This window comes from Rhodococcus sp. NPDC003348 (assembly GCF_053589375.1).
The window spans coordinates 54,094-74,595 of sequence record NZ_JBSFRT010000013.1 but is presented as its reverse complement, the minus strand read 5'-3'; the positions used below and the strand labels follow the sequence as shown (position 1 = coordinate 74,595).

Annotated in this window: 14 protein-coding genes; 7 read left to right on the top strand and 7 right to left on the bottom strand. The window is 65.7% G+C overall.

The window, feature by feature from the left end:
• Positions 1-83 precede the first annotated feature (83 nt).
• Positions 84-752 (top strand): hemerythrin domain-containing protein, encoded by a 669-nt coding sequence (locus ACWDU4_RS11300; protein ID WP_450113989.1) that lies wholly within the window; start codon positions 84-86, stop codon positions 750-752.
• On the opposite strand, the gene ACWDU4_RS11295 is transcribed toward ACWDU4_RS11300, so the two are convergent.
• Positions 730-3,033 (bottom strand): ATP-binding protein, encoded by a 2,304-nt coding sequence (locus tag ACWDU4_RS11295; RefSeq protein WP_450113988.1) that lies wholly within the window; start codon positions 3,031-3,033, stop codon positions 730-732. The two genes, ACWDU4_RS11300 and ACWDU4_RS11295, sit on opposite strands and share 23 nt — an antisense overlap.
• 188 nt (positions 3,034-3,221) lie before the next feature.
• A complete protein-coding gene (locus ACWDU4_RS11290) occupies positions 3,222-3,497 on the bottom strand; it encodes a hypothetical protein (RefSeq protein WP_450113987.1) in 276 nt (91 codons plus the stop codon).
• Between the two features lie 653 nt (positions 3,498-4,150).
• Here ACWDU4_RS11290 and ACWDU4_RS11285 point away from each other — a divergent pair.
• Positions 4,151-6,457, top strand: coding sequence for an ATP-binding protein (locus ACWDU4_RS11285; protein ID WP_450113986.1), 2,307 nt, complete (start codon positions 4,151-4,153; stop codon positions 6,455-6,457).
• A 164-nt stretch (positions 6,458-6,621) separates the two neighbouring features.
• On the opposite strand, the gene ACWDU4_RS11280 is transcribed toward ACWDU4_RS11285, so the two are convergent.
• From ACWDU4_RS11280 to ACWDU4_RS11260, 5 genes are all read right to left on the bottom strand, one after another.
• Positions 6,622-9,309 carry a branched-chain amino acid ABC transporter ATP-binding protein/permease gene (locus ACWDU4_RS11280; protein WP_450113985.1) on the bottom strand — a complete coding sequence of 896 codons (2,688 nt, stop codon included), beginning with the start codon at positions 9,307-9,309 and terminating at the stop codon, positions 6,622-6,624.
• A 52-nt stretch (positions 9,310-9,361) separates the two neighbouring features.
• Positions 9,362-10,240: a branched-chain amino acid ABC transporter permease gene (locus ACWDU4_RS11275; protein ID WP_450113984.1), complete on the bottom strand. Its 879-nt coding sequence runs from the start codon at positions 10,238-10,240 to the stop codon at positions 9,362-9,364.
• A gap of 29 nt (positions 10,241-10,269) precedes the next feature.
• Positions 10,270-11,460, bottom strand: a complete 1,191-nt coding sequence (locus ACWDU4_RS11270; protein ID WP_450113983.1) for an ABC transporter substrate-binding protein — start codon at positions 11,458-11,460, stop codon at positions 10,270-10,272.
• A gap of 175 nt (positions 11,461-11,635) precedes the next feature.
• On the bottom strand, positions 11,636-12,394 hold the full coding sequence (locus ACWDU4_RS11265) for a class II aldolase/adducin family protein (protein WP_450113982.1): 759 nt from the start codon (positions 12,392-12,394) through the stop codon (positions 11,636-11,638).
• A gap of 54 nt (positions 12,395-12,448) precedes the next feature.
• A complete protein-coding gene (locus tag ACWDU4_RS11260) occupies positions 12,449-13,714 on the bottom strand; it encodes an amidohydrolase family protein (protein ID WP_450113981.1) in 1,266 nt (421 codons plus the stop codon).
• A 515-nt stretch (positions 13,715-14,229) separates the two neighbouring features.
• Here ACWDU4_RS11260 and ACWDU4_RS11255 point away from each other — a divergent pair.
• From ACWDU4_RS11255 to ACWDU4_RS11235, 5 genes are read left to right on the top strand one after another with little or no spacing between them, the layout of a single operon-like run.
• The gene (locus tag ACWDU4_RS11255; RefSeq protein ID WP_450113980.1) at positions 14,230-16,071 is read left to right on the top strand and encodes a 2-oxoacid:acceptor oxidoreductase subunit alpha; all 1,842 of its coding nucleotides are present in this window, start codon (positions 14,230-14,232) and stop codon (positions 16,069-16,071) included.
• A gap of 16 nt (positions 16,072-16,087) precedes the next feature.
• Positions 16,088-17,143 carry a 2-oxoacid:ferredoxin oxidoreductase subunit beta gene (locus ACWDU4_RS11250; protein WP_450114050.1) on the top strand — a complete coding sequence of 352 codons (1,056 nt, stop codon included), beginning with the start codon at positions 16,088-16,090 and terminating at the stop codon, positions 17,141-17,143.
• 52 nt (positions 17,144-17,195) lie between these two features.
• Positions 17,196-18,056 (top strand): 3-hydroxybutyryl-CoA dehydrogenase, encoded by an 861-nt coding sequence (locus ACWDU4_RS11245; RefSeq protein ID WP_450113979.1) that lies wholly within the window; start codon positions 17,196-17,198, stop codon positions 18,054-18,056.
• A 20-nt stretch (positions 18,057-18,076) separates the two neighbouring features.
• Entirely contained in the window at positions 18,077-19,696 is a 1,620-nt protein-coding gene (locus ACWDU4_RS11240; RefSeq protein ID WP_450113978.1) for a class I adenylate-forming enzyme family protein, read from the top strand.
• Positions 19,693-20,466, top strand: a complete 774-nt coding sequence (locus tag ACWDU4_RS11235) for an SDR family NAD(P)-dependent oxidoreductase (protein ID WP_450113977.1) — start codon at positions 19,693-19,695, stop codon at positions 20,464-20,466. The genes ACWDU4_RS11240 and ACWDU4_RS11235 overlap by 4 nt, the downstream gene beginning before the upstream one ends.
• Positions 20,467-20,502 lie beyond the last annotated feature (36 nt).

Here is a 20,502-nt window from a genome sequence, read left to right as displayed (position 1 = left end):
GTGTGGGGGTCGCGTGGCTGGGAGCCTGGCGTGGCGCAGCAGAGGCTGGACACGTACCGAACGCACCCACCCCGGAGGCCCACATGAACGTCATCAGCCCCGCCGCCCCGTCCCGCCCCGACGTCAACGAAATGGTTGTCATCCACCGCGTCTTCCGGCGCGAGTTCACCGCGCTGCCGACGCTGATCCGGGCGGTCGCCGAGGGCGACGTCGCGCGGGCAAGGCTGGTCGCGGAGCACCTCGCACTGATCCTCGACGGGCTGCACATGCATCACACCGGCGAGGACGCGGTGCTGTGGCCGCTGCTGCAGGTGCGTGCAGCCCCGTCGACGGCACTCGTCGAGACGATGCAGCACCAGCACGGGATCGTCGACAGCCGCACCGAGGAGGTCCGGACGCAGAGTGCGATCTGGGCGCAGGCGCCGACACCGATCGGTGGCGAGCAGCTCGCGCGGACGGTCGAAGGCCTGGCGGCCGCGCTCTTCGAACACCTCGAGCTCGAGGAGCGGGAGATCCTGCCGCTCGTGTTGTGTCACATCACCGTCGAGGAGTGGCAGAGCCTCGGAGACCACGGTCGTGACGCGATGTCCGCCCGGCAGCTCCCGCTGATGTTCGGCGCCATCCTCGAGGAGGCCGACGCCGACGAACGGGGCCGGATGCTGGCACAGCTCCCGATCCCCGTGCGCTTGTTCCTGCGCACTGTCGGTGCCCGCCGGTATCGGCGCTACATCACGCGCGTGCGCGCCGCGTGAGCCCGTCCACCAGGTCGGCGAGCTCGGGCGCTGCCGCGGCGCGACCGGCGTTCCAGGCTTCCTGGAAGGCATCGTCGCCGAGGAGACTGCGCGCGGTGGCCAGGTCCTGCGCGGCAAGCTCGCGCGACACCGGGAATCGGGGGTCGACCGCGTCGGCCACCGACAGGGACGCCGACGCAGCGAGGAGTGTGGCAGCGGCGCGCGGTTCGTCCAGCCGCACGGCGACCCCGGCCAGGGCGGGCAGCGCATAACTCAGGGGCCAGCTGAGGCGGGCATCGAGAGACCGTGTGATGGATTCCGCGAGCAGGGCAGCCGTGCCGGCCGTGTCACCCCGGAGAGCGGTGACCGTGGCCCGGCGATTCAGGCTGGTGGTGAGGGTGAAGTCGTTTCCGACGCTCCGCGCGATCTCGAGGGCACGGCCGAGCACCCGGTCGGCCTCGTCGAGGTCGCCGTGGACCAGCGCGAGTTGTCCGAGCGCGACCAGCGTGTGCGCCTCTTCCCACCTCAACCCGGCTCCCGACGCGCCTGCCAGCGCCTCGTCGAGCAGGTCGCGGGCTCGGTCGAGGTCACCGACGAAGACCGCGGCGTGCCCGGCCAGCGTCGCCGCCTCGGTTGCCAGGCCTGCGTCGCCGACACGACGGGCGATCGGGACCGCGGCGCGGGCCACCTCCCGCATGCGGGCGATGTCACCGCTGGCGAACAGCAGGCCCATCCGGCCGACCAGCGCTCGGGCACGGACTGTGTCGGATCCCTGGACGGTCGCCCGGTCCAACCACTCGAGGCCTTCACGGGCATGCCCGCGAAGGGCGAGGTAGAGCCACACGGTGGCAGCCAACTCTGCGGCGTCGTCGCCGCGCTCCAATTCGAGCAGGCGCAGGAACGCCGAGCGCAGGTTGGCATGCTCTGCTTCCAGGCGATCGAGTTCGGTGCGCAGAGCCGGACCGCGTAGCCGCGGGCCCGCGTCGAGGGCGCAGGATCGGTACCACCGAGCGTGGCGATCGGCCGCAGCCACGGCACCTTCGGCGGCGATGAGTCGGTGTCCTGCGTACTGGCGCACCGGCTCGAGCAGCCGGAAGCGTGGTTGATCATCGGTCGCCGCGCTGCGGGCGACCAGTGAGTGATCGACGAGCACGGTGAGCGGGTCGAGGACGTCGGTGATCCCGGTCACCGCGGCCGCGGCATCGAGGGTGAAGCCGCCGGAGAAGACCGCGAGCTGATCGAACACCGCGGCGTTGGGGGAGGTGACGAGGTCGACGCTCCAGTCGAGCGTGGCCGTCATCGTCCGCTGGCGCTCCGCCAGGTCACGCGGCCCCGGGGGCGCCTCGTGGACCTCGAGGCGAGCGAGCAGCGCTGCCGGGGGCAGCAGGCGCGCGCCCGCGGCGGCGAGCTCGAGCGCCAGAGGCAGCCCGTCGAGGCGACGACAGATGGCCGCCAGGACCGGAGCATTGTCGGCGTCGAGCGCCAGATCGGCTCCCGCCGCGGTGGCGCGGTCGAGAAGGAGCTGCACTGCCGCGGAAGTTCGCACGTCGGCGTACCGGTCGCTCCGGGGGAGAGGCAGCGGGCCGAGACCGACTTCGTACTCGGCCCGGACGCGCAACGCCGCACGACTCGTGACCAGCAGCACCAGGCCGGGGCACCGGGGCAGCAGGTCGGCCACCTCGGGGGCCGCGTCGAGGAGGTGCTCGAAGTTGTCCAGGAAGACCAACGCACGGCGACCCATGAACGAGGCGACCAGCCGGTCGGTGACGCCGCCTGCGCCGCGCTCGGGAAGGTCGACCGCGGCAGCGAGCTGCGGCAGGGCCTGTGCCGGATCGCGGACGGGGGCCAGGTCCACCGCGACGGCGACGTCGAACGAAGGAGCCAGCCGCTCCAGCACCGCACACGCCACCCGGGTCTTGCCGACGCCGCCCGTCCCGGTGACCGTGATCAGGCGCCTGCCCGACGACACCAGTGCCGCGATGCGCTCGATGTCACCGTCCCTACCGATCAGGTCGGTGGCCGGCGCGGTCACCGACCAGGTGCCTGTGTTGCGAGGCGCGAGACGCGCGGAGGCGGGAATCGCAGCGCTGAGATGGTCGCGGTCGGCGTCGTCGAGGTCGAGCGCGGCGGCCAGTGCGCGGACCGTGTGCGGGTAGGGACGCTGCCGCTCCCCACGCTCGAGCGCGCTCACGGCCTTGACCGAGAGACCGGCTCGCTCGGCGAGCTCCTCCTGGGTCAGGCTGCGGGATCTGCGCAGACGCCGCAGGACGGCACCGAAACTGTTCTCGTTCGCCTGCGCCACGGCAGGGACGCTAGTCGACTGGCGGCACCATCACACGCTTCAGGGAGAAGTGGGGCGGGGAGAAGCGCATTTCGAAGTCGGTGCGCAGGAGTCGGTTCCAACGGGTGGACACAGTTCCGAACCAAGGGTCTCAACGGCGAAACCGGAACTTTGACGACGCGGGATGGCGTCGCCTTTCCCATCATGGATCACAGATTGTCCGGAATGCAGGCTTGTAGCGGCTCGCCGGTGAACGCCCAGCACAGCAACCTGAACGGCGCCAGAAACACAATGTTGCTGAGGTCGGTGGATCCGGAGTTCTGGCCGTCGTGCGGGTAGAAGAAGTCGCTGCTGCCGGAACTGCTGCCGGCCCAGGGGACAGGGAGTGCCGGATCGTCGAGGTCTGCGGGCGCGGCAGACGCCGAAGCCACGGTGCTGAGGGTGATGGCTGCGCCGGCCAATGCAACGATGATTGATCGCTTCAAGATGGATCCTCTGCGCTAGTGCTGTGTCGACGCCGAGAGACGTCGTGGAGGACGATATATATCGCTCGTCGAGTCGGTGGCTGGTTTTGATCATGTTGACTGCATCGAGAATTCTGTTGTGCTGGTGTCGATTTGTGCACAGCGTTTGCCGGTGGGGTTCGACCGTTGCGTCCGACCAGTCGGCCTCGAGGGTGTCCCGTGGTTCCACTGGACCTCGAAACGACTCGAGTGAGCGGAGAATGCCCGACGCAAGTTTCTCGAACTGGGTTGCTACGTGGTCTGTGTCGGTGACGACCAGATCCATCTGGCAACTCCCATTTCCATCTCGCCCAGCACGATCCCGGTGACGAGGACGGAGGCTGCGAGGAGCTTGGGTACATAGTTCCCGGACCACCGGCCACCACGCTGCTCAGGACGTTCGACCATTCGTGTTTGCTCGCCCGTCGAGACCGTCGCCGCACTTCGGCAACCGGGCGAATGATACGCCGACCGCCCCTTCGCTCGAGGCGTATGGGATCATTCCCGGCAGAACATCTTTCGACCGCTCGAGTTCCGATCAGAGTGCGATTCGCCCACTCGGATCCGGGTAGCGATACCCTTGCTCCCTCAGGTGCCCAGGGTAGTGGCGCCGCGATCACGAAGGGATGTCCCCGATGTCGTCGGCGGTGCGCGAACGGATCGGTAATCTCCCACACGAGCTCACCAACTTCGTCGGCCGTCGCCGCGAGCTCGCGGAGGTTCGTCAGCTGTTGACCGAGTCGCGTCTGGTGACCCTGACCGGCATGGGTGGTGTCGGCAAGACCCGGCTCGCGCTGCGGGCCGCCGCGAGTCTGCAGCAGGACTTCGAGGACGGGGTCTGGCTGGTCGAACTCGGTGCGCTCGCCGAGCCGCACCTGCTGGCGGACACGGTCGTGGCCGCACTCGGGCTTCGGGAACGGGCGGCACGCTCCCCGCTCCCACTACTCATCGACTTCCTGGCCGGCCGGCGCGCGCTGATCGTTCTCGACAACTGCGAGCACCTGGTGGCGGAGGTCGCCGAGTTCACGACGGCGGTATTGAGCGCATGCCCCGAGGTGCGGATCGTGGCGACCAGTCGGGAGGCTCTGGCCTCCGGGGAGGAGGCGGTGCTGCGGGTTCCGCCACTGACGGTTCCGGATCCGGATACAGCGGCGCTGCGGGGTCTGGGCCATTACGAGGGCGTCGTCATGTTCGAAGCTCGTGCCCGCTCCGCGGTTCCCGGGTTCAGCCTGACCGTGGACAACCAGGTCACGGTCGCGGAGATTTGCCAGCGGCTCGAGGGTCTGCCGTTGGCGATCGAGCTGGCCGCGGCCAGGTTGCGCGCACTGTCGCTGAAGGAGATCCTCCTGCGGCTCACCGACCGGTACCGGCTGCTGACGTCCGGCAACCGCGTCGCTCCGTCGCGGCAGCAGACGCTGCAGCTGTGTATCGACTGGAGTCACGACCTGCTGAGCGACCGCGAGCGGACGCTGTGGCGTCGGCTGGCGGTGTTCGCCGGCGGCTTCGAGCTCGACGCCGCAGCGGAGGTCAGCGGCTTCGCCGACGACGTGCTGATCGACGTGCTGGACTCGCTGGTCGACAAGTCGATCCTGATCCGGCAGGAGACGGGCGAGGTCGTCCGGTATCGGATGCTCGAGACGATTCGCGAGTACGGGCTCGAGAAGTTGACAGAGGCGGGCGAGTCGGCGCTCCTGCGGCAACGTCACCATGACTGGTGCGTTCGGTTGACGCTGCAGGCCGAGGCCGAGTGGATGGGGAAGCGGCAGCTCGAGTGGATCGCTCGATTCGATCGCACCGGAGCGGATCTGCGTGGGGCGCTGGAGTTCAGCGTCACTGCCGCGGCCGACACGGACGCGGCGCTGCGGATGGTCGCTGCGATCTATCCGTACTGGGTTTCCCGCGGGTTGCACAGCGAGGGGCGGTACTGGATCGAGCGGGCGCTGGCCCGTGCCGACGAGGCTCCGGCCGCGTCACGGGTGACGGCGATGTGCTTCGGCGGCATGCTGGCGTCGATGCAGGGCGATGTCGAGGCGGCCCAGGTGTGGACCGACGGTGCATGCGCCCTGGCGCAGTCGGAGGGGGATCCCGCGGTGCGTGCGGTCGCGGTCTCCGCGACCGGCTACCTCGCCACGTTCACCGCTGACTTCGCCCGTGCGACAGAATGTTTCGAGGAAGCGCTGCTGACACTCCGTGTCGAGGGGCCTCCGCTGTCACGCGTCGGGACCCTCGTCGGACTCGCGATGGCATGCGGGCTCGCGGGCGACGCTCAGCGCGCGATCGCCTGCCACGAGGAGGTCGTCGAACTCACCGAGTCGCTCGGCGAGTCCATGTACCGGTCGTACTCGCTGGGCATGCTGGGCCTGGCGCTGTGGGAGCAGGGCGACACCACGCGCGCGACGAAGCTGATCGAGGAGGGGGTGCGGCTCACCCGCGTCGTCGACGATCCGCTCGGCCTCGCGATGTGTCTCGAGATCCTGGCCTGGATCGGCGCGGACCGTCCCGAGCGGGTCGCCGTACTGATGGGCGCGTCGGCATGGGTGGGCGAGGCTGCCGGTAGCCCCACGATCGTGGTCCGCGACCTGTTCGGTCATCACGATCGAATCGTTCGCGAGTCGACAGATGCCATCGGCCAGAAAGCGTTCGAGGCCGCCTTCGCGCGCGGGCGCGCCCTCCGCGTGGACGCGGCCATCGCCTACGCACTCGGCGACCAGACGTCCGCCGAGCCGAGTGCGAGCGCGCCGACGGAGCGGCTCACCCGACGGCAGCGAGAGATCGCCGAACTCGTCGCACAGGGGATGACCAACAAGGCCATTGCGCAGCAGTTGGTGATCTCACAGCGCACTGCGGAGGGGCACGTGGAGAACGTCCTCACCAAGCTGGGCTTCACGACCCGCGCGCAGATCGCAGCGTGGGTCGACGCGGGCGCGGGTCAGAAGGCCTGACGGCGGGAAGAACTCTCGGGTGGCCCTTGTACGACGGCATTGGGGTGGTCACGCCACCTTCTCCCAGTTTGCCGCGTTCAACAACGTGACAGTGCCATCAGTCGTCCCTGCAGGTCAGACCCCGGATCCCGTGTCCAGGCCACACATCAACTGCGGAACCCGGGTCAGAAATAGACTTCCTGCAGTTCGTGAATCGATCCGCTGTTTCCCTCGAACTCGAAGAGGGACTCATTCCTTAGGACGTACATCCGATCACAGACGCTGGACAGGGTCTGGATGTTTTGGTCAACGACGAGCACACCCTCGCCGCTTTCGCGGGTAAGCCTCAGCAGGACCTGCAGAGCTTCGCTGGTGGCCTTGGGGGATAGCCCGAGGCTGAGTTCGTCCACCATCAAGATGAAAGGCTCGGCAGCGAGTCCTCGGGCGATCGCGAGCATCTGTTGCTGACCGCCACTCAGGAACCCGGCGGGGCGCTGCAGTAGCGGCCTGAGTGAGGGGAATCGGCTCAGAATTTGATCCAGGTTCTCGTTGGTCAGTTTGTGTCCGACCGCCAAGGCGCCGACCTGTAGGTTCTCCAGAACGGACAGTGATCCGACGATGCCCCTCCCCTCGGGCACGTGGATCAATCCGGACCTGGCTGCGTCCACCGGTGACGGGGCAACGGCGACCGCGTCCACGGTGACGAGGCCGGCACCGCGACCGATCATGCCGGAAAGGGCTCGAAGCAACGTCGTCTTCCCCGCACCATTTCGACCCGTAAGCCCCACGAGTTCCCCTCGGGAGACATGCAGGGAAATCTCGTCGAGCACGCGCGCCGGCCCGTACCCTACGGTCAGGTCGGTCACAGTCAGCCCCTGTGACGACGTCTCTGTGCGAGATATTCTCGGCTGGAATTTCTCTGAGTACGGCGGAGCGCTCTCAGTCGATTCGGCCGACGAGCAGAAAGCGGGTTCCCCTGCCATGGAACCACATTCACCCTCCCGATTCAGCGGTTCGACAGGCCTGCCGACGAAAGCCTCCAGTACCCGATCGTCACACGTGACCTGCTCTGGTTGACCGGAGGCTAGTACCTGCCCTCCGTTCAGTACGGTGACCGTATCGGCCACACGCCGAACGAAGGCGACATGGTGCGCGACAAGTAAGACCGTTACGCGTCCATTGGAACGAAGTTTGAGTATCGCGTTCTGAACGGTGTGGATCTCGTGTTCTCCCAGTCCGGCGGTCGGCTCGTCGAGGAGCAAGATCGTCGGCTCCGCCACGAATGACCTCGCCAGGTCGACCAGTTTCCGGTCAGCCAGCGAGAGTTCATCGGCCCTCTTGTTCCATGTGGACTCCGAAACCCCGACCAGGCGCAGGGCCCCTTCGCACCTTGCTCGAGCATCAGCGTCTGCTTTCCGCCCGAGGGTAGGGCGTAGCAGATCCGCGAGCATCGAGCGCCCTTGCTGGCTCAGCAGTCCCAGTGCCACGTTCTCGACTGCGGACAAATCGTCGACGAGCGACGGATTCTGAAAGGTCCGCCCCACTCCAGCAGCACGAATCTCCGGTGGCGACAGCTTGGTGGTTGCAAGTCCATTGACTCGGATCTCTCCACTCGTCGGTCGGAGTAGACCGGTGATGGCATTGATCAGCGTCGTCTTACCAGCACCGTTTGGGCCAATCAGGGCATGGATCTGTCCCTGGGTCACCATGATGTCGACTCCACTCAGTGCCTGTACTCCATCGAAAGCGACACCTACGCCGGCAATCTCCATTGCGGCCGCTGCAGTCGCTGCAGTCGCTGCAGTCGCTGCAGTCGCTGCAGTGTCGCAGTCGTCGGAATACGTCTGGCCGGAGTTTGCCGCTGCTGGGGCATCGAAGGCCTCGGACGGTGTATCGCAGGCGTCGGTGCTTTCGGACCCGCGGGCGGTGCCGGTCGAAGCCTGCGGCCGACTCGACAGCCGCTTGGCGGTAGCACCGCCCCACCTGGACAGGGCTCCCAGGATTCCCGCCGGAGCCAGCACAACAAAGACAAGAAACGTGATACTTGCGTACAAGGCTTGGTTCTCGGGAGCGCCTTGAAAGATGGAGGGCAACGCCGCAAAAAAGAGTGCACCGAGCAATGGTCCCAATAATGTACCCTGGCCTCCCACGACAACCATCGCCACTAGGGTGATGGATACCGCGACGGTGAATGAATCTGGTGTGATGACCGTAAGCGCCTGGGAAATTACAACACCGGCCAAGGCTGCACCAAGACCTGTGAAAACAAAGGCGTTCCACTTGGCCTTCTTGACCCTGACACCGAGTAGGGATGCGACCTGCTCGCTCGACCGCACCAGCCGAAGTTCGTGACCGCGTCTTCCGACTCCGAAATTTGCGGACGAGAACAGAACGACAGCCAGGAAACCGAACGCAAGGTAGTACAAGCCAACGCCGTTGCCGAAATCGACACCAAGAACGTACAGCTCGGGCACGAGCAGACCGGACTGGCTACCGGTGAGATTGACGAACGCACTTGACTGCAGACCGGACCACACCACAAATGCCATAAAGAAGGTGACAACGGCGGAACCGAAGTGTGAAAGTTGCACCACCGCAAGTCCAATAATTCCGCACGAAATCAAGGTAAGTCCCACGCAAATGGTAAGCGCAAGGATCGGGGACAGCCCAGCGGATCTCGCCGCGGTCCAGGCATACGCGGCGATGGCAACCAGAGCCCCATGTCCGAACGAGAGTTCGCCAAGGTATCCCTGCCAGAGGTTCATTCCAACGGCCACTGCGCCCCAGGCCATGCCGAGTATCAGGACGTACTGCCACGAGGCTTCGCGGACGATCACCCCGAGGGCTGCGAGCGTCACAAGCGCCGTTGCCACGCCCGAGTACCGTCGCAATACGACTGTCGGTAGTTGCCGCTGCACCGAGTGCTCAAACACGATGTACTCTCCGCTCTCCAAAAACTCCCTGTGGGCGAATGACTAGGACGGCAATCAGCGCCGCGAAGATGACGAGGTTGGCCGCGTCGGGTCCGAAGTATGTTGCGACCACATTGCTCACAAGACCCGCACAGATGCCGCCGACAACCGCCCCCGTCAGGCTCGTGAGCCCAAAAGCGATCGCCGCTGTGAACGCGTAGAGCAAGTAGCCTTCGAGCATGAAGGTCGAAACGTAGACACGGTTGGCGGACAGTAGGCTCACGATCGCGGCCAAGAAGCTACTGATTCCCCAGGCGGCCGCAAATAGGCGATCGCTACGGACGCCGAGCAGCTTGACCGTTTCGCGGGATTCGGCCATGGCTCGTGTGAGCAAGCCGGCGCCGGTATATCGAAAATAGAGACTGAAGCAGCCGAGGAGGACCCCGGCAACGGCAAAAGTTTGCATCAGTGAATAGTTGATCTGGATTCCGAATAGGTTGACGCCGCCGGACCCGAGAAGTTGAGGAAATTGGAATGGCTGACCGGCGCCCCTGAATCGGTCCACGAAAGCTGCTAACACCAGCGACAGAGCGAGCGTCCTGATAATCACATTTGTGTTACCTGCACTCGGCTTGGGGCGAATGACACAGTAGAACGTGAGAACACCCAAGAAGGTGCTGAACAACAATCCGACGATGACGGCCGCGCCAAATGGGACGCCGTACTCGACCATGACAGTCAGGGCGATGAAGGCGGCGGCAGTACCTATCATTCCCTGGGCGAAGTTCACGGTGGCCGTCGCCTTGTACAGCACAACCATCGCGAAGGACAGGAGTCCGTACAGCATTCCGACGGTCACGCCGCTCAGGACCGTTTCCAGGAACAGGCCCATGACACTCTCCTATGGTTGGTCGGTGAACCTCACGGCAGTACAGGTACGTCGACGGTCTCGGTCGCCTGGTATTGACCGTCCTTGACCGTGACCGCCGGCAGTGAAGTCAGACCCATGTGCGATTCTCGAGAGAAGGTCATGGGGGGGATGAGGGGACTCACCTGATGGTCCTGCATGGCGGCAAGTGCCTCGACCAGGCTCTCGCTGGTCGGGTCGGGCCCAGCGAGTTCGAGGCCCGCGACCACGGCCTGCGCGATCGCGCAACCGAACGTCGTCACTGTGTCGATCGGTGAGTCCGGGTAGTACTTGCGTACCGCGTCGAGGCAAGCGGCTGCGCTCGGGTCCGTGGGTGGCTTGGTGATGGCCAGGCTGAAGAGAAGATCGTGTGCGCTCCGCGGTGTTCCCTGCAGAAAGGTATCACCGGGAAGCGAGGTCGTACCGAGGATCGCCCTTCTCGGGAGCTGGTCCTTGCCGGCAAGGTAATTCACGATCTTGGTCGTCTCGGCGGGGGCTGAGGTGAAGACGACGTAATCCGGCTTCGCCTCGGCGACCTGGAGTGCCACGGGTGTCACATCGGCCCCGAACGGCACGATCGCCGTGCCGAGGAATGAGCCACCGCCCTCTTGTACTGCCGCCTCGACCTTCGTCAGTATCGGGTCATTCTGGTCGGACACCGTGCGAACAAGGAAAACCCTTCCGGGTCCGGTCTTCTCGAATGCCGCGGAGACCAGAGCATGTGCCTGATCAGGGAACGTGGGAACCATCGCGAAGGCGTGTGGCACTAGTGCGTTGACGAAGGACGGACTTGACTTTGCGGGGAAGAGTAGGGGAACACCTTCCTTGTCCAGAACCGGGACAATCGCATCGATCGAGCCTGAGCCAGAGCCGCCGACAATCGCTATGTTCTTGTCTGTCACCAGCTTCCGCACGTTCTGCACTGCGCGGGCCACATCGAGCCCGTCATCGAGCAGTGTCAGCTCGATCTTCTTCCCGTTCACACCGCCGCCATCGTTGACTGCCCGAAAGATCGCCTGCTGCCCTTCGCTCAGGGCCTTGCCGTAACCCCCGGCCGGTCCACTGATTCCACTCGTCTCACCGAGTTTGATGACATCGCCGTGTGATTCGGCATTACCTGCGGCCCCGCAGCCGGCGAGTGACAGAGCTACCGCAGCGGTGGTGACCCCGCAAACAAGTCTGCTGATGTGAAAGGACGTGGGCATGACATAACCTTCCGTATTCGCATTCCCGACGGAATGGCAAAGCTGTGGTTGTTGAACGGGCCCTCGCGCCATAGCCAGGCCCGGGGTGGATAGCTAGAGGGGGCTACGATCCCCGACTGGAGTGACCGGTGCCCTGGATGAAGTCCGTCAGTTGCCGATATCGGAATCGGGCAACTCATTCAGCGAGATCAGGCTGTTCCCGCATGATCCGCGCAAATATCGGCTGGAAATTGAACCATCCAGCCCGCTGATCGTAGAGTGCGGCCACCTCTCGGGCAGTCTCCGCTGGAATGGAGTCCGGCTCACCGGCTGCGAGCGCGAGAAGCTGTGCTTGGCAAGATCTTTCGAGAGATATAAACCACCATGCGGCTTCGTCTACGGTTGCGCCGACCGTCAGTATGCCGTGGTTCTTGAGGATCGCGGCGCGATTCCCTCCCAAACTCTCTGCGAGGGAACGACCTTCGATGTCGTCCAACACGACACCGTTGTACTGATCAAAAACGGAGTGCCTCTCGTAGAATGCGCATGCATCCTGGGTGATCGGATCCAACTTCCGGCCGAACGCGGACCAAGTCTTTCCATGAAGCGAGTGGCTGTGCGCGACGGCTACGACATCAGGTCTGGCGTCATGCACACTGGCATGTATCGTGATTGCTGCTGGATTGACGGGGCCTACGCCCTCTACCAGGTTTCCGGCCGCATCGATCAGGCATAGATCAGATGCGCGGATCTGACTGAAAGACACACCCCAGGGGTTGACCCAAAGGTGGTCGAGGTATTCGGGGTCTCGGGCGGTGATATGTCCGGTAACTCCGTCGTCGAGGCCGAACCTACTGAAAACCCTGAAGGCCGCGGCAAGGCGAATCTTCCTATGATTTCGCTCTTCATCAAGTGAAAGGAATGTGGGCGGAGTCGGTAGCTCAAGGGTGTGCATTGTCGGCACTCCAGGGAGAAGGTAGTCGGGCGTCGTAGTGTCTCTTGTTGCGGATCAACTTTCGGAAATGAGCGATGAATCGATCAACCCCGTGGGTGGGAGAGGGTGCTTGTAGAGAGCACTCGCATTCCGGAAACAGAGTTTCTCGACCGTGTCTCGGGGCAATGACTTCATGTCCCGGCTGAAGAGTTCTTGTGAATCGGGCCACGAGGAGTCGGCATGCGGGTAGTCGGTCTCGACCATTACCTTCTCGACGCCGATGATGTCGAGCATCCGGAATGCCGCTGGATCTTCGATCGACGTGAACCAGAAATTTCGTCGCAGGATGTCGACGGGGTCCGGGTCCGAGGTGCTCCATGTGTTCGAACTGGCAGCCTGCCTGTAGGAGCGGGTGAGTCGCTCGATGATCATCGGCACCCATGAGACGCCGGACTCGGACAGGACGATCTTCAGCTTCGGAAAACGCAGTGGGATCCGGGAGAAGATCCAATCAACCACTGCCTGTATGGAGTTCAGCGGGAAGAGCGCGACTGTGACGTCTGCAGGGGATGCCGCACTCGGCTGGCAGATCGATCCGGAGGACCCCACGTGCAAGTTGACTACGGTTTCGGTCTCTTCGCATGCGCGAAAGAACGGATCCCAGTACTCGGAATAGAGGGAGGGGAGCCCCAGCCCCTCGGGGTTCTCCGAGAATGTCACAGACTGGAAACCGCGTTCCTTGTTGCTTCTGATCTCCATTGCGGCCACCTCGGGGTCAAGGAGCCACGGAAGCTGGCATGAGATGAATCTGTCGGGATACGCGCCGCACCATTCCTCGAGCATCCAGTCGTTGTAGGCGCGAACGGAGGCGAGACCGGCCTCGTGATCACGCATTCCGCTCAACCGCTTGCCGGCAAACCCCCAGACGAAGGATGGAAAATTCAGAGACGCGTACACTCCGTTGAGGTCCATATCTTTGACCCGCGAATGAACGTCCCACACACCGGGTCGGAAGTCTTCGTACTTTTGAGGCGCCAGGCTCCATTCTTTGATGGGTCGTCCGACTGCTCCGCACATCGTGAGGCGCATGGGGATTCGGTCGCCGTCAATATGCCAGTACGGGATTCCGTGCTGATCGGGGACAACTGTTGGTACCAGGTCGCGGTACCGCGAGCTGGTCCGACTGGTGAAGATATCTGCGGGCTCGAGAACATGATCGTCCACCGAGACGAGAGGACACCACAATTCCCGGGGGGCGGGGTCGGAGAGAAGGGTTGGCTCCGACCGAACGAGCCCTCTTCCCTGACTTTCGACATCTGGGTTGTGGATATCAAGCGCCATTTCTGACTCCATTCGGTCGTCATATCGCCCGGTGGCGGCCTCAAATCACTTTTCTCATCGCCCGAGCCGGCCAGAGTGTGAACCTCGTCACGGTTAGCCTAACGATTGGAAGGTATACGACCGTTGGGGGGCTGTCAACGGATTGTGTTGTTCACGAGGGCATTCGGGGTTGACGGCAGGCCGCGAATGCATGTGGCGCTCCATCGTCGCCGCCTCGAGTCGGGCTGGGTCGACTTCTTCGGGCGCATGGAAGCGTCACCGACGGGCTGATCTATCACGGCTGCACGGGCTGATGCTCCTGTGGTCTGTCGGGCTGCGGGTGAGAGTGGATCGACGGCGGTGTTGCCGGGCGTGAGGACCGTGGAGGCCTCGCCAACCGACCTCTCTATTGACCTTCCGATCGTAAGGAATTAGATTCCTCGCACAACCGATCCGGTTTCAGTGGTCGGGTAACGACGGTCCGCCGATCTGGCTGCACGTCGTGAGCAACTCCGAAGCGAGGAGTAGTGACTCCTATGAGTGTCAGTTCTATTGGTACACAAAAGCTATCGAGTGTGGTCATCCGAATTGCCGGAGACTCGGGAGACGGTGTCCAGCTGACCGGCGACAGGTTCACGGGCGAGGCCGCCCACCTCGGTAACGACCTCTCGACCATGCGGGACTTCCCCGCCGAGATTCGCGCTCCCGCAGGGACGCTCGCTGGCGTTTCGTCATTCCAGTTGCACTTCGCGGACCACGGGATCGAGACCGCCGGGGACAGCCCCGACGTATTGGTGGCGATGAACCCGGCGGCGCTGAAGGCGCATCTGGCCGACCTCCCGGCCGGCGCGGAGATCATTGTCGACAGCGACCAGTTCAAGCGGCGCAGTCTCCGGCGTGTCGGGTACGAATCGAACCCGCTCGAGGACGGAACCCTCGACGGCTACCGGCTGCATGCCGTCCCGTTGGCGTCGATCACCGTCGAAGCGTTGCGAGAGTTCCCGATCAGCACGAAGGATGCGGAACGGGCGAAGAACATGTTCGCCCTCGGGCTTCTGTGCTGGATGTACGACCGGCCCACCGAGTCGACCGTCCAGTTCCTGCGCCGCCGATTCCCAACCGAACTCGCAGAGGCGAACATCGCCGCCTTCCGCGCGGGCTATGCCTTCGGCGACACCACCGAGACCTTCGCCGCGCGCTACGAGGTTCGCCCGGCCCGACTCCCGCAGGGACGGTACCGAAACATCTCCGGAAACCTTGCGCTCTCGTATGGACTGTTGGTCGGTGCCCAGCGAGCCGGTGTCCCCCTGTTCCTCGGCGCCTACCCGATCACCCCCGCATCAGACCTGCTGCACGAACTGGCCCGACACAAGGCCCACGGGGTGCGGACCTTTCAGGCCGAGGACGAGATCGCCGGCATCGCGGCGGCCATCGGCGCCTCGTTCGGCGGCCACCTCGGCGTGACCTCCACGAGCGGCCCCGGCATGTCCCTCAAAGCCGAGGCGCTCGGCCTGGCGGTCGCATTGGAGCTGCCGCTCGTCGTGTGCGACATCCAGCGCGCCGGCCCCTCCACCGGCATGCCCACGAAGACGGAACAGGCGGACCTGCTGCAGGCAATGTTCGGCCGCAACGGCGAGTCGCCGGTTCCGGTGCTCGCGCCCAGGTCGCCGTCCGACTGCTTCGACGCGGCGTGCGAGGCGGTCCGGCTCGCGACGAAGTACCGCACACCCGTGGTGCTGCTGTCCGACGCCCACCTCGCGAACAGCTCGGAGCCCTGGCGCCTGCCCGACCTCGACCGCCTCCCGGGCACCGGGGTCCGGTTCGCGACCGAGCCGAACCGGGACGGCGAGTTCTGGCCGTTCCTGCGGGACCCGACGACGCTGGCGCGCCCGTGGGCGCCACCGGGCACGCCGGGACTCGAACACCGCATCGGCGGCCTTGAAAAGCTCGACGGTAGGGGCACGATCTCCTCGGACCCCGACAATCACGAGGCGATGGTGCGGGCCCGCGCCGCCAAGGTCGCGGGGATCGCGACCGACGTGGCGCCCCTCGAGGTCGACGACCCCGGCGGCGGCGCCGACGTCCTTGTGCTCGGCTGGGGCTCGACGCACGGCGCGATCGCCGCGGCGGTGCGCACCGTCCGCGAACGCGGTGGACGCGTGGCCCAGGCCCACCTTCGTCACCTGAACCCGTTTCCGTCCAACACCGGCGAGGTGCTGGGCCGATACCGCACGGTGCTCGTCCCCGAGGTGAACCTCGGTCAGCTGGTCGTGCTGATCAAGGCGGCCTTCGACGTCGACGCCGTCGGATACAACCGCGTCCGCGGCCTGCCGTTCACCGCACGGGAGCTCGTGGACCGGATCGAGGAGCTGATCTGAGTTGTTCGACAACCTCATCGTGCAGGCGAATTCGACATCGGCGACCCGATCGTCCGTCGCGTTGACGACCGACCACTTCAAGACCGACCAGGAGGCGCGCTGGTGCCCGGGGTGCGGGGACTACGCGATCCTGGCGGCGGTGCAGGGATTGCTGCCCGAGCTGGGCGTCGCCCGCGAGAACATGGTCTTCGTCTCCGGGATCGGATGTTCGTCCCGGTTCCCCTACTACCTGAACACCTACGGCATGCACTCGATCCACGGTCGTGCCCCCGCGATCGCGACGGGTCTGGCGATGTCGAGGCCGGACCTGTCGGTCTGGGTCGTCACCGGTGACGGCGACTGCCTGTCCATCGGCGGCAATCACCTGATCCACACGTTGCGACGGAACGTGAACCTGACGATCCTGCTGTTCAACAACCGGATCTACGGCCTCACCAAAGGGCAGTACTCGCCGACGAGCGAGACGGGCAAGGTCACCAAGTCGACGCCCGCGGGTTCGGTCGACCACCCGCTCAATCCGATCTCCCTCGCGCTGGGTGCGGAGGCGACGTTCGTGGCGCGCACGATCGACTCCGACCGCGGCCACCTCACGTCGGTGCTGCGGGCCGCGGCACAGCACCGCGGGACGGCGCTGGTCGAGATCCTCCAGAACTGCAACATCTTCAACGGCGGAGCCTTCGACGCGCTGAAGGACCCCGACACCCGGGGCGACGTCACCGTCCGGCTGCGACACGGCGAACCGGTGGTGTTCGGATCGACGACCAGGAAGGGTGTGCGGGTCAACCCGCGTGGCGGCCTGGAGATCGTGACCGTCGAGGACACCGATGCGGCTGATCTGCTTGTTCATGATGTCCATCAAGAGGATTCATCCACCGCGTACATGCTCTCGCGCCTCGCCGACCGGCCCGACGGCGTCACCCCGCTCGGCATCTTCCGTGATGTGGCGCGTCCCGCCTACGACGACCTGGTCAACGCACAGCTGGTCGAGGCTCGGGGCGACGGTCACATCCCTGATCTGTCCGACGTCATCGCGGGAAGCGACACCTGGCTGGTGGGTTCGGGCCCGGAGTAGACCCACACCCGCCACGCAACACACAACTGCACTGATAACAGAGGAGAACGAAGTGATCATCGATCGGGTGGGCGTCGTGGGTGGCGGCCTCATGGGAACGGGCATCGCGCGGGTCTGCGCGCTCGCCGGGGCGGACGTCGTGATCTGCGAGGCGGATGCGGACCGGGCCGAGGCGGCGCGGACGCGCACCGAGAGCTCGCTGCGCCGGGCCGTGTCGGCCGGGAAGATCAGCGACGAGAACTGCGCGGCTGCGGTGTCGCGGCTGCGGTTCACGGCGGAGCTCGAAGAGTTGGGCGACCGCGAGATCGTCATCGAGGCGGTTGTCGAGGACGAGGCCGTCAAGTCGGAGCTGTTCGCCGCGCTCGACAAGGTGGTGACCAGCCCGACCGCCGTTCTCGCCTCGAACACGTCGTCCATCTCGATCACGAAGCTGGCCGCCGCGACGACCCGACCCGAGCGGGTCGTCGGCCTGCATTTCTTCAATCCGGTGCCCGCGCTTCGTCTCGTCGAGCTCATCCCGACGCTGCACACCGAGGCGGCGACGATCGACCGCGTCGAGCGCTTCGTCGGAGAAGACCTGCGAAAGCTGGTCATCCGGTCCCAGGATCGGGCGGGGTTCGTGGTCAACGCCCTGCTGACGCCCTACCTGCTGTCCGCGGTGCGGATGTTGGAGTCGGGATTCGCCTCCGCGGCAGACATCGACCGGGGCATGGTGGAGGGCTGCGCCCACCCGATCGGTCCGCTGTCGCTCGCGGACTTCGTCGGTCTCGACATCCTGCTGGCGGCGTCTACCTCGATGTACGAGGAGTTCAAGGACCCCCAGTTCGCCCCGCCGCCGCTGCTGCTGCGCATGGTCGAGTCCGGGCTCCTCGGCGAGAAGACCGGGCGCGGCTTCTTCACCTACTCCCGATGAACACACCCGAAGGAGAGCCCATGCCCGCAGACGACGACGGCATCGGCCTGCCCGTGACGCCGAGCGCCACGTGGTCGCTGCCCGATCCCTGTGGCGGCGGCACCGGGGTCACCGTGTCGCCCGACCTGGCCTGGACACTGCGCCGAGCCGCCGGACTGCGAGGCCGGTCCGTCGCGGTCGTCGACGGCGAGACCAGGATCAGCTACGCGGACCTGCAGTCCTGGTGCGACCGGATGGCATCCGGGATGGCCCGGCGCGGGGCCGTGAGCGGGGACCGGGTCGCCGTTCTCGGCGCCAACAGTGCCGAATACCTCGCCGCGTACTTCGCGATCCCCACGGCAGGGCACGTTCTGGTCCCGCTCAATTCCCGGCTCGCCGATGCCGAGTTGCGCGAGGTCCTCGACGACTGCGAGCCTGCCATAGTCGTGGTGGACGAGGCGCACCGGGAGCGAGCAGAAGCGCTCACCGGGGCCCGCCGCACCGGCGTGGTCACCTTCACACAGTTGCTCGCCGAGCCGGACGCGCGGCCCGGTGACCACCGCGACACCGAGGTGAGGCCAACCGATCTCGCGGCGATCTTCTACACGGGCGGAACCACCGGACGGGCCAAGGGCGCGATGCTCACCCACGCCAACCTCGCCGCGAACGCACTGCACATGATCGCCGGGCTCGGCTACAACGCCGACGACGTCTACCTGCACTGCTCCCCGATGTTCCACCTCGGCGACGGCATGTCGACCCACCCGATGACCTGGGCCGGGGGCGGCCACGTGGTGATCCCCCGATTCGACCCGGAATCCGTCCTGGACGCCATCGAGAACCACGGGGTCACCTGCACCTTCCTGGTGCCCACCATGCTCACCCTGCTGCTCGAATACCTGGACCGGACGGGACGGGATCCGGACCTGTCATCGTTGCGGCTCGTCGTGCACGGCGGCGCGCCGATCTCGCCGGCACTGCTGGACCGGGCCATCGAGCGGCTGGGGTGCTCGTTCACCCAGTCCTACGGCATGACCGAGGCCGGACCGATCCTGAGCTTCCTGCCCCGCGAGGACCGACTGCTCGACAGCATCGTGCTCCGGTCGGCCGGCCGGCCGGTCGTCGGTGTCGAGGTGCGGGTCGCGCGGCCGGACGGCAGCGACTGCGAGGTCGGCGAGACGGGCGAGATCGTCGCCCGCGGACCGAATTTCGCGATCGGATACTGGCGGCAACCCGGGATCACCGCGGAGCGGTTCCGGGACGGCTGGTACTGGTCCGGTGACCTGGCCTACCGCGACGAGGACTTCCACCTCTACATCGTGGGTCGGGCCGGGGACGCGATCATCAGCGGCGGCGAGAACGTCTACGCCGCCGAGGTGGAGGCCGCGCTCGCCCAGCATCCGGATCTGGTCGAGGCCGCGGTCATCGCCGTCCCCTCGTCGCAGTGGGGCGAGCAGGTGCATGCGGCGGTGGTGATCCGCGACGGCGCGCAGACGACGGAGTCGGACCTCGACCGGCACTGCCGAGGGCTGATCGCCGGCTACAAGATCCCCCGTTCCTACGAGTTCCACGCCCAGTTGCCGCGCACGGGCCCCGGCAAAATCGACAAGTTGGCCCTGCGCCGGCCGCACTGGTCGGCGCATGGAAGGGATGTGTCATGACCACTTCGAACATTGGTCGGGAGCGGGTCGCGCTCGTGACGGGAGCCTCTCGCGGGATCGGGGCGGCCTGCGCGATACGCCTTGCGGCACAGGGGTACAGCGTCGCGGTGAACTTCGCCAGATCCGCGCAGGACGCCGAGGCGGTGGTGAAGCAGATCATCGCGAACGGAGGTACGGCGGTCGCCGTGCGGGCGGACGTCTCGGTCGAGGGCGCGGGGGAGGAACTCGTCCATGAGACCGCTCGGCTGCTTGGGCCGCCGCTCGTGGTGGTCAACAATGCCGGGGTTCAACGGTCCCGGGCGATGATCCGGCAGACCCGCGACGAGTTCGACCAGATGCTCGACACCAACGTCCGCGGAGCGTGGTCCGTCACGCGGGCGGCGCTTGCCCACATGTACGACGCCGGCTGGGGTCGCGTCGTCTTCGTCAGCTCGGTGCTGGGAGCCACCGGCGGCCCCGGGGACAGCGGGTACGGCGCGTCGAAGGCTGCGCTGCTGGCGATGTCGAAGAGCCTGGCCCTGGAGGTGTCGCGCCGGGGCATCACGTCCAACGCGGTGCTGCCGGGCACGATCCTCACCGACATCGTCGCCGACGTCGATCCGGCGGTGCTCGAGCACAACATCGCGGCGATCGCGGCTCGACGCGGGGGCGCACCCGAGGAAGTCGCAGCCGTCGTCTCGTTCCTCTGCTCACCGGATGCCTCCTATGTGAGCGGTGCAGAGGTCGCTGTTCACGGCGGCGGCTGGGTCACCCTGCCTCCGTCCCGGTGATCGATCTGGCAGTGGAAATCGAATACGAACCTCGGA